6 protein-coding genes are annotated in these 15,683 nt (G+C 68.6%); 5 read left to right on the top strand and 1 reads right to left on the bottom strand.

The features are described 5' to 3' along the window. Positions 1–54: 54 nt before the first annotated feature. The 4 genes from JNUCC0626_RS27740 to JNUCC0626_RS27725 are packed head-to-tail and all read left to right on the top strand — an operon-like array spanning position 55 to position 2,852. A complete protein-coding gene (locus JNUCC0626_RS27740; RefSeq protein WP_030472678.1) occupies positions 55–261 on the top strand; it encodes a hypothetical protein in 207 nt (68 codons plus the stop codon). 37 nt (positions 262–298) lie between these two features. Continuing rightward, the gene (cobC, locus tag JNUCC0626_RS27735) at positions 299–1,297 is read left to right on the top strand and encodes an Rv2231c family pyridoxal phosphate-dependent protein CobC (protein WP_394613689.1); all 999 of its coding nucleotides are present in this window, start codon (positions 299–301) and stop codon (positions 1,295–1,297) included. Next, positions 1,294–2,118 (top strand): Nif3-like dinuclear metal center hexameric protein, encoded by an 825-nt coding sequence (locus JNUCC0626_RS27730; protein WP_394613688.1) that lies wholly within the window; start codon positions 1,294–1,296, stop codon positions 2,116–2,118. Before cobC ends, JNUCC0626_RS27730 begins: the two co-directional genes overlap by 4 nt. Continuing rightward, a complete protein-coding gene (locus tag JNUCC0626_RS27725) occupies positions 2,115–2,852 on the top strand; it encodes a zinc ribbon domain-containing protein (RefSeq protein ID WP_394613687.1) in 738 nt (245 codons plus the stop codon). The genes JNUCC0626_RS27730 and JNUCC0626_RS27725 overlap by 4 nt, the downstream gene beginning before the upstream one ends. 78 nt (positions 2,853–2,930) lie before the next feature. Here JNUCC0626_RS27725 and JNUCC0626_RS27720 read toward each other — a convergent pair whose 3' ends face one another. Continuing rightward, positions 2,931–5,732 carry a tachylectin-related carbohydrate-binding protein gene (locus JNUCC0626_RS27720; RefSeq protein WP_394613686.1) on the bottom strand — a complete coding sequence of 934 codons (2,802 nt, stop codon included), beginning with the start codon at positions 5,730–5,732 and terminating at the stop codon, positions 2,931–2,933. Positions 5,733–6,067: 335 nt separating this feature from the next. On the opposite strand from JNUCC0626_RS27720, the gene JNUCC0626_RS27715 reads away from it, so the two are divergent. Further along, positions 6,068–15,679 carry a LamG-like jellyroll fold domain-containing protein gene (locus tag JNUCC0626_RS27715; RefSeq protein WP_394613685.1) on the top strand — a complete coding sequence of 3,204 codons (9,612 nt, stop codon included), beginning with the start codon at positions 6,068–6,070 and terminating at the stop codon, positions 15,677–15,679. The last annotated feature ends 4 nt before the right edge of the window (positions 15,680–15,683 follow it).

Below are 15,683 nucleotides of genomic sequence, written 5' to 3'. Positions count from 1 at the left end.
GTAACGCTCAACCGTTGTCGCAAGATGTACGGACAAACGACATGGAGGCCGCCCATGCAGACAGGTACCGACGTGCCCCCGCAACGGGAGATCATCGGGTGCACCGACGCCCTCGGGCGCCGTCGTGCGTTCGAGGTGTACCTCAACGAGAAGGGTCGCGTCTGCTTCCGCACCCCGCCCGGTGAGTCCGCGCAGCTCGACGCCTTCCAGCTGGACGAGCTGATCAGCCACCTCACCGAGCTCCGCCGCTACATGCAGTGACGTGCCGGTCTGAGCCCATCGCTTACCATTTCCGGCGATGACCAGCCCAGACCTGCGCCACCACGGTGACGTCGACGCCGCACCCGGCCTCGCCGACTTCGCCGTCAACGTGCGGGTGCCGCACCCGCCCGATTGGCTGCGCGAACGGCTGGCCGCGGCGCTCGACGAGCTCGGGCGTTACCCCTCGCACCTGGCTGAACTGCGCGCTCGTGAGGCCGTCGCACGCCGTCACGGGCGCTCGCCGGACGAGGTTCTGCTCCTCAACGGTGCCGCCGAGGGCTTCGCGTTGCTGCCGAAGCTCGCGCCGCGCCGTGCCGCGATCGTCCACCCCGGCTTCACCGAGCCGGAGGTGGCTTTTCGCGATGCCGGAATTCCGGTGGACCACGTGCTGCTCGACGGCGACTTCCGGCTGCCGGAGCACGTCCGGTCCGACGCCGACCTGACCGTCATCGGCAACCCCACGAACCCCACCTCCGTGCTGCACGAGGCGCGCCGGATCAAGGCGCTGCCGGGCCGGCTGGTCGTCGACGAGGCGTTCATGGACGCCGTTCCCGGCGAACCCGAGTCGCTCGCGCACGACCCGGACGTGCTGGTGCTGCGCAGCCTCACCAAGACCTGGGGCCTCGCGGGCCTGCGGGCCGGGTACCTCCTGGGCGACCCCGAGACCCTCGCGCGGCTCGCGCACGGTAGGCCGCACTGGCCGGTGGGCAGTCTCACCCTCGAAGCGATCACCGCGTGCTGCGAACCGGAGGCGCTCGCGCAGTCGGCGGAGTTCGCGCGGCAGCAACAGCAGTACGCCCAGCACGCCTTGGAGCAGCTCCAAGACCTCGTCGTCGTTGCCCCGAACGGGCCGTTCCTGCTGCTCAGGGCGCCCAGGGGCACGCGGCAGGCGTTGCGGGACAAGGGGATCGCGGTCCGCCGCTGCGACACGTTCCCCGGACTGGACGACACTTACGTGCGCGTCGCGATCCGGCCGCCGGAGGAGTTCGCGGTGTTCGTGGACGCGCTGCGGGTAGTGATGGAGGAACTGGTGTGAAGCTCGCCGACGTGATCGCGGTCCTGGAGTCCGCGTATCCGCCGAAGACCGCGGAGAAGTGGGACGCGGTAGGCCTGGTCTGCGGTGATCCCGGCGAGGAGGTCAGCAGGATCCTCGTCTGCGTCGACCCCACCGCGTCCACTGTGGACGAAGCGGTCGAAACGGGCGCGCAGCTGCTGATCGCCCACCACCCGCTGCTGCTGCGCGGCGTCAACGGCGTTCCGGCCGACGACCCCAAGGGTGCGTTGGTGCACAAGCTGATCCGGAACAGTGCGGCGCTGTATTGCGCGCACACCAACGCCGACGCGGCCCTCAACGGCGTCTCGGACGCCCTCGCGAAGGCCATCGGCCTCGAGATCACCGGCCCGCTCGACCCCGCGGAGGCGCCCGGCACCGGCATCGGCCGCGTCGGCACCCTGCCGGAGCCCGAGCCGTTGAAGGTCTTCGCCCAGCGCGTCGCGAACGCCCTGCCCGCCACGGTCCAGGGCGTGCGCGCGGCGGGCGACCCGGAACGCCTGGTCAGCAGGGTCGCGGTGTGCGGCGGCGCGGGCGACAGCTACCTCGGCGCGGTCAGGGACCTGGGCGTCGACGCCTACGTCACGGCCGACCTGAGGCACCACCCGGCGTCGGAGCACCTGGAGTCCGGCGGCCCCGCGCTGGTGGACGTCGCGCACTGGGCCAGCGAGTGGCCGTGGTGCGAGCAGGCGGCGGAGATCCTGCGGCAGGCCTTCGGCGGTAGGGTCGACGTACTCGTCTCCACTCGCCGGACCGATCCGTGGACCGTCGGTGCCACGAGCCCATCAGCAGGAGGACATGCGTGAAAGCCGACCCAGCAGTGCAGCGCAGGCTGCTCGACCTCGCCGGGGTCGACGCCGAACTGTCGCGTGTCACCCACCGTCGCCGCACGCTGCCGGAGATCGCCGAGATCGCCGAGGCCGAGCAGCTGTCGCGCACCAAGCAGGACGCGCTGGTGGCCGTCGAGACGACGCTGGGCGACCTCGACCGCGACGTGAAGCGCCAGGAGACCGAGATCGACCAGGTCCGCGCCCGCGAGGAGCGCGACCGCAAGCTGATGCAGTCGGGTTCGGTCGGCGCGAAGCAGCTCACCGACCTCGAGCACGAACTGGCGACCCTGCAGCGCCGCCAGGGCATCCTCGAGGACGACCTGCTGGAGCTGATGGAACGCCGCGAGGCCGTCGAGGCGGACGTCTCGTTCGCCCGCGTCGAACTCGACAAGGCGGGGGAGACCCTGGCGGCCGCCACCAGCCGCCGCGACGAGGCGCTGGCCGACCTCGAGGCCGTCGAGACCCGCCGCACCGCCGACCGCGCGGTCATGGCCAAGGGCTTCCCGGACGACCTGCTGAAGGCGTACGACCGCCAGCGCGAGCAGCGCGGCATCGGCGCGGCCCTCATCCAGTCCCGCCGCTGCGGCGCGTGCCGGATCGAGCTGGACCGCAGCGCCGTGGCGAAGGTCAGGGACGCGGCCGCGGACGAGGTCGTGCGCTGCGAGGAGTGCGGCGCGATCCTGGTCCGCACCACGGAATCGGGCCTGTAACCCAGGAGCACGAAGAAGGGGGCTGCCCAGGCGGGCGGCCCCCTTCTCGTTTCAGCGCGGTGCTACTTCAGCCCAGTGCTACTTCTCGGGCAGCTTGTGCTCGGTCGCGTTGGCGGGAACCTTTCTGCTGGACTTCTCCAGCGAGGTCGCCGCGTCCGAGGACATGGCGAGGTTCGGCTCCGAGGCGTACGGCGGCGCCTCGGCCAGGATGTAGTTCCCGTTGCCGGTGTCAGCGAAGATCCGCTGCTCGCTGTTCGCGCCGGCGGCGAACGACACGTCGTACTGCGAGTCCGAGGCGATGTAGTGCCACACCCGCCAGGTCGTGGAACCCGGCGCGGTCTGGCCACCGCGGTGGATCCCGCCGTTGGTGTCGCGCGCCACGACCTCGACGATGTTGAACTTGTTCAGCAACGCCTCGGGGGAGCCGGTGAACTGCACGGCACCACTGATGTTCGTCCAGCCGGCGAAGCCCGACGCGCCTTCCTTCTGCGTGTAGAGCTTGTTGTCGTTGGCGCGGACCACCAGCTGGACCTTGCCGTCGGCGAACACGACCGCGGCAGGAGCGCCGGCGGCGGTGATGCCGGAGGCGACCCGGTGCGGGCTCAGCGCGCCGTTGACGAACTTCTTGACCGCGACCACGTTGGTGACGCTCGTGTAGGCGATCTCGAAGCCGTCACCGGACGGCACGATCGTCATCTCGCCGGACATGTTGTAGGTGTCGGGCGCGGTGGCCTGACGCCACGGCTTGAACTCGCCGTTGATCCCGAACTGCTCCGCGAACCACAGCTTGTTGTTGCCGTCGAGTGCGAACGCCGTGAGCAGCTTGTTGTTACCTCGCACCAGGATCGGCGAAGTGTTGAGCGCGCCCTTGACGTCCTTCTGCGACCACACGAACGTGCCCGAGTTGGGCGCCGGTTCGACGAAGGCCTTCGTCTGGGCGTTGGTGCCGCGCGCCATCACGACGATCTTGTTGTCCTCCTGCTGGGCGAGCGTCGCCCGGCCGGTGTACCCGGTGCTGGACAAGGGATTGACCGTGAGCCACTCGCTGTTCGACACCTGCTGGTAGTAGTTCTTCACCGAGCCGTTCTCGTCCGCGAAGGCGATCTCGAACCGCGACTTGTGCGCGTTGTAGATCATCTCGGCCTTGTCGACTCCCGGGGCGGGCGTCTGCGGAGGCGTGATCTTCTCGGGGTTCTTCAGCTTGCACGCGTCGACGTCGATCATCATCTGCTGGAGACCTTCCCACCAGATGATGTATTCCTTCCACGTGTTCTCCGCGCCGTTCGTGAAGCTCTTCGTGGCGTTGTCGAAGCGGTACCACCAGGTGTCCGGACCGGCGTGCCCGATGACGATGTCGGCGCCGGGCGAGAGGATCTGCGTGTAGCCGTTCCAGCCGGTGCCCACGTTGCGCCCGTACTCGATCCACCGCTTGTTCTTGTAGTCGTAGTGGAAGCGGAACAGCGTGCCGTCACCGATGTTCGGGTCGCGGGCGTAGAGCACGCCGTCACCCGCGGCGAAGACCTGGTCGTACTTGCCCCAGCCGTCGTCGATGACCTCCTGGGTCCAGGTCACGGCCCCGGTCCCGGGCGCTTCGGTGTAGGTGCTGTGCTGGAGCTGGCCGTTGGCGAGCGCGGCGTAGAAGTGGTTGTTGGTGTCGACCGTGATCCGGTTGATGTACCGGGGATCGGTCCAGCCGGTCCACCCGGTCGCGATCTCCTTGCTGACGCCGCCGTTGTCCCAGCCGACACCCTCGATCCAGCGGTGCCGCGCGACCTTGCCGTCCGCGAGGATCAGGTACTTGTAACCGTCGGGACCGGCGATGAACCGCATGTTGTTCCAGCCGTTGCCGATCCGGCCGGTGGAGTGGTCCCACGCGGTCAGGCCGCTCTCGGGCTCCAGGTACTTCTTCAGGTAGAGACCGGCGTCAGGGCTCGAGCCCCACATGTTCGCGTCCTGCTTGCACACCACGTCGGACGCGATCGGCTTGATGCTGCACGTGTCGACCGCCGGGGCGATCTCGTCGACGTCGCCCCACGTGCTGATCTTCTGCTTCCACTCGCCGGAGCCACCGCGCTCGGAGCGGCCGGTCGGGTTCTCGGCGCTCTCGGGAATCCAGCGGTACCACCAGGTCTCGCCACCGGGGAAGGTGCCGTAGATGATGTCGCCGCCGGGCGAGGTGATCTGCTTGTAGCCGTTCCAGCCCCAGCCGATGTTCTTCTCGCGCTGGGTGAACGTGCCGGAGGCGTCGTCGTACTGGTAGCGGTAGAGCGTGCCGCCCTGGACCGCGGGGTCACGCGCGTAGAGGACGCCCGCGCCGGCCGCGAAGACCACGTCGTACTTGCCCCAGCCCGCCTCGATGACCTTGGTCGCCATCTGGCCGGTGGTCTCGTTGTACTTGTGCTGCTTCAGGCTTCCGCTGTCGTCCACTGTGTACAGCGTGTTGGTGCTGTCCACGGTGAACCGGTTGCGGAACTGGGGGAGGTTCCAGCCACCCCAGCCGGTCGCGATCAGCTTGCTGATGCCGTTGTCGGCCCAGCCCACGCCGTCGATCCACCGGTGGCGGCGGAGTTCGCCGTTGTCCAAAGTGAACCAGATGTACCCGTCGGGACCGGCGGAGAAGTGGAAGTCCCAGCCCCAGCCGATGCCCTGGTCCGTCCACTGGTTGTACCCGGCGGACGGCTCGTTGGTCGTGCGCAGGTTCAGGCCGGGGCTGTTGTTCATGCTCACGAACACGTTGCCCGTGGGCTTGCAGAAGATCGTGTCGACGGCGTGGGCGACGTTGGCCCCGCTCATGAGGACCGGCAGGCCGGCGATCCCCACGGCGGCGGCGAGAAGCACCCGCGTCCAGCGTCTCCACGACCCGCGCTCGGGTCTGGTCATGGCTGTTGGTCCCCCAATTCCGGACATGCCAAAGCACGCGCTCGTCGCGCGGCAGGTAGCAGTGGACATCCCCCAGAGGATGCTGACGGAACGCTTTGTAGCAGACGAAATCCCCGGAAGGGAATCCTGCGGACGAACCTCTCATCAGACGTTCTTCGTTACACAAGGTGACCAGACGCACATCCCTTGTAAAGACGGCGTTTAGCGTCTTATGCTCCGGTCCGCCTGCATCTGGGGGCCTCACTTCCTGGGGGAAGATCACTATGACCGGCCGGAGAGCCGGGCGCTTCCGCGCGCCCAAGTACCTGGTTCCTGTCCTTGGACTGTTGCTCACCGTGACACTCGTCATCGGGATCGGCGGGCCGGGCATCACGTCGTTGCTGCCGTGGTTCACCGACGCCGGTCGAGAGCTCGCCGAGCAGCTCGACAGGGCCCGCGGGCTCGCCGCCCAGCAGGACGGCGGCACCGCGGACGGTCTTTCCTCCGAGAGCGACAGCCGTGAGGGCAACCTCGGCCTGCCGGTCTCCGAGATGGCCAAGTACCCGCGGCCGAAGTTCGGCACGCCGGGTCAGGGGGTCCGCAACGCCGCGAAGGTGGAGCAGGGCCCCAGCAACGTGACCGGGTTCGACTCGAAGACGAGCGTCCCGGATTCGCGTGCGCGTAATGAGACGACGTACCGCAACACCGACGGCACGCGGACCACGGAGTTCAGCGACACGCCGCTCAACTACCGCAAGGCCGACGGCACCTGGGCGCCGATCGATCCGTCTCTGTTGGCGGAGAACGGTTCGTGGCGCAACAAGGCCGACGGTGTCTCCGTGCAGCTCGCGGGCAAGGCGGACGCCCCGGCGCTCGTCACGATCAAGCTCGACGACGCGCACGAGTTCGCCTACGGCTTCGCGGGCGCCCGTGGCAGCGCGGGTGTCCAAACGGGCACGACCGTCACCTACCCCGGCGTGGCCGACCACGCCGACCTGCGCGTCGAGTCGGTTCCCGGTGGTGCCAAGGAGATCCTGGTCCTGAAGGACCGGGCTGCGGCGCGGTCGTGGGACTTCCCGTTGCGCCTCAAGGGTTTGACGGCGAAGGTCGTGGACGGCTCCGTCGTGCTGTCCGATGGGACGGGCCGCGAACGGCTGACCATCCCGCCCGGCTTCATGACCGATTCCGCGCCTCGCGTCGAGGACGTCGTTCCGGCGCAGTCGTTCGGGGTGAAGTACGAGATCACCGACGGTGGCCGCACGCTGCGGGTGTCGCTCGACTCGGCGTGGCTGGACGACCCGGCGCGGGTGTACCCGGTGCTGGTCGACCCGACGGTGTTCGAGGGCAGGCCGGAGGCCCGGCAGATCGGGCAGAACGCGGTGCCCGGCGAGCTGACCATCGGCTCCGGCAAGACGGCGCTGCTGCGGTTCGGCGCGGTGAGCACGACCCTGCGCAACCACAAGATCTTCGGCGCACAGCTCCAGCTGGTGAACTTCGACTCGGCGACGTGCCGTCCGCAGCCGATGGTGGTGCGGTCGGTGGCCGGCGACTTCAACGGTGGCGGTAACCAGGGTCCCGGGCTGGGCGGAGTGATCGGCGGCGGGTCGTTCTCGCACGGCTTCATGTCGGTCGGGCAGACGCGGTCGGCGTGTCCCGCCGCGCCCGAGCTGATCGACCTCGGCGTCGGCGGCGAGCAGCTGGTGCAGGGCTGGGCCAACGGCGGTGCGAACAACGGCATCGCGTTGCAGGCGCAGAACCAGAGCAACGGCAGCCAGTGGAAGAAGATCGTCGGCGCGGGCACCGCGAACCCGCCGAAGCTGTTCGTGACGCACAGCCCGTACAACGCCGAGTACAAGATCGACCAGCCGATCCCGGACCCGCCGCTGACGAGCCAGCAGGGCGGCAAGATCAAGGTCAAGGTCCGCAACACCGGCGCGAACGCCTGGACCCCCGGCAACTACGACCTGGCGTACAAGGTCTTCAACGCCACCACGAACGAACTCGTCGCGGTGAAGTCCGCGGCCGGTCTGCCCGGCACGGTGAACCGCGGCGACGAGGTCACCCTCGAAGCGGCGATCGAGAAACTGCCGTACGGCAAGTACATCTTCGACTTCACCATGCGGCACGGGAACACGACGTTCACCGACGAGCAGGTGGCGCCGGGCCGGATCACGCTGGAGGTCTTCAACCTCCCGCCGGTCGTGACCGACCAGTACCCGCCGTCGGGCTGGAGCGTGGAAACGCTGCGCCCGCAGCTGTGGGCGAAGGCGGAGGACCACGAGAACGACAGCATCAGCTACAAGTTCCAGGTCTGCGAGCAGGACCAGGCCGGCAACGCCGTGGGCTGCTTCGACTCCGGCTTCATCAACCCGGCCTACTGGACGGTGCCGGAGGGCAAGCTGCGCTGGGACCGCGTCTACCTCTGGCACGTCGCGGCCAAGGACGGCAACAGCGAGAGCCCGTACACCGACTGGTCGAGGCTCTTCGCGTCGGTGCCGCAGCCCGAGGTCACCTCGCGGATGGGCAACGCGCCCTACACCGGCAACGGCCTCGGGTTCGACCCGATGGTCGGCAACTACACCACCGCGGCGATCGACGCCGCCGCCGCGACCGCGGGCCCCGAGCTCAACGTCGCCCGCACCTACAACAGCCTCGACCCGCGGGCGAAGCTGACGTTCGGCAGCGGCTGGTCGACCCGCTACGACATGCGGATCGTCGAGGACGGTGACGGCAGCGGCAACGTCGTGGTCACCTACCCCGACGGCCAGCAGGTCCGGTTCGGCAAGAACCCCGACGGGTCCTTCACCCCGCCGCCCGGTCGTGCCGCCACGCTCGTCAAGTCCACTTCGGACTGGAAGCTGGTCGACAAGGACCGCACCGTCTACGGCTTCACCACCTCCGGCCTGCTGGCGTCCATCAAGGACAGCGCCGCGCGGCTGGTCGAGCTGGAGTACAAGACCGAGAACGGCAAGCAGCTGCTGGACAAGGTCGTCAGCAGGACCAGCAACCGCTCGTTGTCCTTCGCCTGGAACGCCGACCAGACCCACGTCGAGTGGGTGCGCACCGAGCAGGTCGACGGCGCCAGGCTGGAGTGGAAGTACGTCTACGACGCCGACCAGTTGCGCGAGGTGTGCGACCCGACGGGGAAGTGCACGCGCTACAACTACGAGAAGGGGTCGCACTACCGCAGCACGGTGCTGGACTCCCGCCCCGACTCCTACTGGCGGCTGGGCGAGGCCGGCGGTGACGACGCGAACAGCCAGATCAGCATCAAGCTGAACAAGGACCTCGGCAAGTTCGTCGGCGTCGGCGCCCCGAACCAGAACCAGACCGGTGCGCTGACCGGCAGCGACGACCGCGCCGTGCGCCTCGGCGGCGGCAGCCACGTCGCGTTGCCGGACAAGCAGGTCAACAAGCACCGCGACCTCGCGATCGAGCTGTGGTTCAAGACGACCTCGGCCGGTCCGCTGGTCGGCTACCAGGACAAGGCGATCGGCGAGACGCCCGGTCGCGGTGTCCCGCTGCTCTACGTCGGTTCCGACGGCAAGCTGCGCGGCCAGTTCTGGCAGGGCGGGATCAACCCGATCACGTCGACCGGCACCGTGAACGACGACAAGTGGCACCACGTCGTGCTCTCGGGTTCCGTTGCCAGCCAGACGTTGTACCTCGACGGCAAGGTCGTCAACACGACGCCGCTCGACGGTCCGATCGACCACGCGCTGCTCCAGTTCGCGCAGGTCGGCGCGGCGAACTCGACGGGCTCGTGGCCGTCGATCGCCTCGGGCCGCACGTCGTTCGCGGGTCTCGTGGACGAGGTCGCGTTCTACGCGCGTCCGCTCGGCCTGAGCCAGGTCGCGGCCCACTACGCCGCGCAGGCGGCGGGTGACCAGATCACCGAGGTCACCATGCCGAGCAGCACGGACCGGGTGGCGGCGAAGATCAGCTACGACCACGTGCACGACCGCATGCGCGAGTACGTGGACAGCGACGGCGGCCGCTGGCAGCTCGGCGTGCCGACGGTGGGCGGCAACGAGGAGAACATCATCCGCTCGGTGCGGGTGGTGGATCCGGGCAACCGCCCGCAGTACTACGACTTCGACGGCCTCAAGGGCCGGATCCTGCGGCAGGTGACGCCGATCGGCGCCGCCGTCCGGCCGGAGGACATGGTCGGCCGCGACTGCGTGACCAACGCCGACGGCATCACCTCGTGCGGCGGTCTCGTCGTGGCGCTGGGCGTCCGGCTGTTCGAGTACGACAAGTCGGGCTTCCAGCAGAAGATCCGCGACGAACTCGGCAACGAGGCCCAGCTGATCCACGACGAGCGCGGCAACCTGACGCAGAAGGTCAGCTGCCGGGAGAAGCGCGCGGACGAGACCTGGGACTGCCAGACCACGTACTACAAGTACCAGGCGCCCACGGCCGACCCGACCGATCCACGCGCGGACAAGCTCGTCGAGACCCGCGACGCCCGGTCGTCCGGCCCGACGGACAACACCTACCTGACGCAGTCGACGTACACCGATTTCGGTGACCTGGAACAGGAGACGAACCCGGACGGCGGCTCGACGATCCACCGCTACACCGACGGGTCGACGCCGGCGTTCGACTCCACGCCGCAGAGCCCCGCCGCGGAACCGGTGCGGCTGCTGAAGTCCACCACCGACCCGCGCGGCGCGACGACGGTCAACAGGTACTACCGCAACGGTGACCTGGCCGAGACGAAGTCGCCGGCCGGCATGCTCACCCGGTTCACCTACGACGTGCTGGGCCGCAAGAAGACCGCGACGGAGATCTCCGACGCCGTCCCGGGCGGCGCGACGACGTCCTACCAGTACGACAAGCTGGGCCGCGTCACCGAGGTGACCTACCCGGCGACCAAGAACGCCGTCACCGGCGTGACGCACACGGAGACGGCGAAGACCGAGTACGACGCGGACGGCAACACCACCGCGGCGGAGCTCGTCGACTCGCAGGACCCCGGCAACCCCCGCAGGTCGACGTTCGAGTTCGACGACTTCGGCCGCATGACCAAGACGATCGGGCCGGAGGGCAACGAGGCGTCGTTCGGTTATGACGTCTTCGGCAACCGCACGTGGGCTATCGACGCCAACGGCGTGAAGACCGTCTACACCTACACGGCCCGGAACAAGGTCGCGCAGGTGCGGCTCGTCGGCAACCACGGCAAGGCGATCACGCCCGGCGCCACCGGCTTCGAGCCGCTCGACCCGGACGAACCGCTGCCGGACCTGGTGCTGGAGTCGAACCAGTACGACCACAGCGGCAAGCTGATCGTGCAGACCGACGCGATGGGTCGTCGCACCGAGACGTCCTACTACGCCGACGGTCTGGTCAAGGACATCAAGGCGCGGGCGGACAACAAGTCCGGCACGCCGGCGATCACGATCCAGGAGAACAGGTACGACGCGGCGGGCAACCTGATCCGTCAGGTCGGCATGGGCGGCAAGGTCGTCGTCCACGAGGTCGACGCCACCGGCAGGCTGAAGTCCTCCACGCAGGAACCGGACACGCTGCGGCGCCGTACCGACTACTCCTACGACACCAGCGGCAACATCACCAAGGTCACCAACACGGGCGCGCACTCCAACACCGGTGCGTTCACCGCGGCGTTCGCCGAGGTCGTGGACTTCGAGTACGACGCGTTCGGCCGTCAGGTGAAGGAGTCGACGCGCGGTTCGGCCGGGCTCGTGGTCACGCGCAAGAAGTACGACCAGCGCGACCTCGTCACGTCGGTGATCGCGCCGCTCGGCAACGTCGCCGGTGCCGTCGAGGCGAACCACACCACCGAGTACAAGTACGACGAGCGCGGTCGTTCGATCTCGATGATCTCGCCTCCGGTGACGACCGAGCAGTTCGGTCAGTCCCCGTCGGTGACCCGGCCGGTCTCGACCACGGGCTACAACGCGTTCGGTGACGTCACGCAGATCCGCAACCCCGCGGGCGGCGTGATGAGCATGGCCTACGACAAGGCCGGTCGCGCGGTTCGCACGACCTCGCCGTCGTACCAGGCACCGGGCTCCGGCTCGCCGGTCACCGGCGTCGCGTCCGTCGAGTACGACGCGATGGGCCGCGCGGTGAAGACGACCGATCCGTCCGGTGCGTCGATCTGGATGTACTACGACCAGCGCGGCCGGTTGGTGGAGAAGCGCGACCCGAACCCGGACGAGCGCACGACGCCGGGTGGTTCGTGGCGCTACAGCTACACCGACACCGGTGACCTGCTGTCCACTCAGGACCCGACGGGCGGCACGACCCAGCGCACCTACGACCAGTTCCGGCGCGCGGTCACCCAGACCGTGCTCGAGACGAAGCCGCAGCCGGCGGCGTTCGAGACGAAGTTCGGCTACGACGCCAAGGGCAACCTGGAAACGGTGACGTCGCCTCGCAACGAGGTCACCCGCTTCGGCTACGACGCGCTGGGTCAGAAGACCAGCGTCACCGACGCCGCCGGTGTCGTGACGCAGCTGGGTTACGACTCGTTCGGCAACCAGGTCTACACCCGCGACGCCCAGGGCCGTGCCGGGTACCAGCGCCTGGACCAGGCGGGCAACAAGGTCATGGACCTGAGCCTCGCCCCCAACGGCCAGGTGCTGCGGCAGGGCAGGTACACCCACGACGTCGCGGGCAACGTGCTGACCGCGACCGACCCGCTCGGCAAGGTCACCAGGAACACCTACGACGCGCTCGGCCAGCTCACCTCGCTGGAAGAGCCGGTGTCGGCCACCGAGTCCATCACCACGTCCTACGGCTACGACACCTCGGGCCGCCGGACGCGCGTGACGGACGGCCGCGGAAACGCGACGTTCTACACCTACAACGCCTTGGGCAAGCCGGAATCGGTCATCGAACCGTCCACTCCGACGCACCCGAGCCTCGCCGACCGCACGTGGACCACCACGTACGACAGCTCGGGCAGGCCGACCACCCTCACCGCGCCCGGCAGCGTGACGCGGACGCGGGAGTACGACGCCCTGGGCCGGATGCGCAAGGAAACCGGCGCGGGCACGTCAGTGTCCACTCCGGACCGCGTGGTGAACTACGACCTCGTCGGCCGCCCGACCTCCGTGTCGGCTCCCGGCGGTGTCGACAACACCTACGCCTACAACACGCGAGGCTTGCTGACCTCGGCCACGGGTCCGTCCGGTGACGCGACCTTCGGCTACGACGAGGTCGGTCGCCTCTCGACCCGCACGGACGCTTCGGGCACGTCGTCGTTCAGCTACGTCAACGGCCGCCTGAACTCCGCGCAGGACGGCGTGACCGGCGCCCTGGTGGCGTTCGGCTACAACCCGGCCGGCCTGGTCGAGTCGATGAACTACGGCGCGGGCAGGGTCCGCACGTTCGGCTACGACGACCTGGGCCGCGAGACTTCGGATGTCACGAAGAACTCGACCGGTGGTGTCCTGGCGTCGGTCGGCTACGAGTACGACCTGGCCGACCGCCTCAAGAAGAAGACCACCACCGGCACCGCCGGCGGCGGTGAGCAGACCTACGGCTACGACGACCTGGGCCGGATGACGTCCTGGACCTCGGGTGGGGCCACCACGGCCTACGCGTGGGACAAGTCGGGCAACCGGATCCAGAACGGCGCCAAGACCTCGACCTTCGACGCGCGCAACCGCGTGCTGTCCGACGGCGACTACACCTACAAGTACACGCCGCGCGGCACCCGTGAGTCGCGGACGTCGTCGGGCCTCGAGGAGAAGTTCGAGTTCGACGCGTTCGACCGCCTCACCAAGGTCGGCGCCGCCACCTACACCTACGACGGCATGGACCGCCCGGTCACGCGCGGTTCCAAGCAGTTCAAGTACTCGGGCGCGAGCCAGGACCCGGTGTCCGACTCGGACTCGATCTTCGGCCGAGGAGCCGGCGGCGAACTCCTGTCGCTGTCTTCGGGTGCGGACAAGCGCTTGTTGCTCTCCGACAAGCACGGCGACGTGGTCGGCGGCCTCGACGCCTCGGCCGCGCAGCTGAAGGACTCGGCGGCGTACGACCCGTGGGGCAAGGTCACCGCCTCGTCCGGCACGAAGCGCGCGGTGGGCTTCCAGGGCGACTGGACGGACCCGGACAGCGGCCAGGTCAACATGGGCGCCCGCTGGTACGACCCGTCCACCGGCAGCTTCTCGTCGCGTGACTCGGTCGACCAGGGCGGTCCGGGCTCGGCGGGCTTCAACCGCTACGCCTACGGCGTCGGTTCACCCGTCAACGGCTTCGACCCCAACGGCCACAACTGGTTCAGCGACGCCGTGTCGTGGGTGGGCGACAACATCTCCACCGTCGGCCACACCGTCCTCGACGTAGCGGGCCTCGTCCCGGGCCTGGGTGAGATCGCCGACGGCATCAACGCCGTCTGGTACCTCGCCGAGGGCAACTACACCGACGCCGCCCTGTCCGCGGCGGGCATGATCCCGTTCGGCGGCTGGGGAGCCACGGCGGCCAAGTGGGGCAACCGCGGCTACGACGCCATGCGCGGCGCCGACAACGTGCCGACCCCGCGCAGCCCGGACGCCCCGCACCCGAGGCGCCCCGACGGCCCCAACGCCGGCAAGGGCCCGGACGGCATGCCGTTGAAGAAGACGGACGTCCCGAACGCCTCGAAGTCGTTGCCCGATCCCAGAAAGCTGGCAGCAGAAGCGGCAGCACGAAGAGCCGCGGCAGCAGCAGCGGCCTACCAGGCAGCGGTGCGACGTACGGCAGCCGCGAAGGCAGCCGTCGCCAGGGCCGTCAAGACCAACCCGATCCCGACGTTGAAGGCTGCTCTCAAGCCGCGCATCGCGAACGCCAAGAACATCATCTCGGCGATGCCGAACGCCCCGGCCCGCATCGTCCAGACCGCGGTCACGAACGTGCAGGACCTCAACAAGGTCTACGACACGATCAGGACGGCGATCCTGGGCGTCGGCAAGGAGGTCGTGAAGGAGGCCGCGCAGGCCCAGGTGGCGGAAACCCTTGCCACCCTGGGAGTTCCCTACGCGGAGGACATCCTCGACATCGCGGGCGGCGGCCGCAAGAAGAGAGGCGCCGGCGACAGGGGCAAGGACGCCAAGCAGAACGCGGCCGCCGGAGCCTCCTGCCCGTTGTCGTGGGACTCCAACAGCTTCAGCGGCGAAACGCCGGTGCTGCTGGCCTCCGGCGAGCGCAAGCCGATCGCGTCCATGCAGGTGGGTGACGTCGTCCTCGCGACCGACCCGACCACCGGCACGACCGGCCCGCGCGAGGTGACCGACGTCCGTTCGCACGTCGCCGACCGCGAGCTCTACGAGATCACGGTGTCGACCGATTCCGGCACGGGCTCGATGGTCGCCACGGACGAACACCCGTTCTGGGTCTCGTCGCTGAACGAGTGGAAGCACGCGGAGGACCTCAAGCCCGGCTACACCTTCACCACGGCGGACAACCGCCCGGCGACGGTCACCGGCACCAGGTCGTTCTCGAGGGCGCAGCTGGTCTACAACTTCACGGTCGACGGACTGCACACCTACTTCGTGCAGGCCGGGCAAGTCGATGTCCTCACCCACAACATCGGGAAGGACACCGTCGACTGCAAGAAGGTGAAGCAGATGCCGTCGCTCGGCGCCGACCTGCCGATCCGCACGCCGGCATCGGTGGGCAACGCCGGCGGCAGCGACAAGTACCGCGAAATCTACGAGAAGGACACCGGTATCAGCCCGGTCGGCATGTGGGTCCACCACGCCATCGAGAAGCAGGTCCAGAACCTGTACCCCAACCTGTTCAGCTGGGACGAGATCCACTCCAAGGAGAACCTGCGCGGTTTCCCCGGCGGGGAGATCAACAGCCGCGTGCACTTGAGCGCCATCAGAATCATGTGGGACGGGTTCTACAACCGGATGAAGGCGGCAGGCAGGACGCCGACCCGGCAGGAGGTCCTGGACCATGCGACCTTTGTCGATGACGAGTTGGGCCATTGGATGGTCCCGCGCAAGCGTTGAACGG

The sequence above is a fragment of the Lentzea sp. JNUCC 0626 genome (assembly GCF_043632865.1).
Taxonomy (GTDB): domain Bacteria; phylum Actinomycetota; class Actinomycetes; order Mycobacteriales; family Pseudonocardiaceae; genus Lentzea.
The sequence above is the reverse complement of the archived record's forward strand: the minus strand, read 5'-3'. Positions and strand labels throughout refer to the sequence as shown.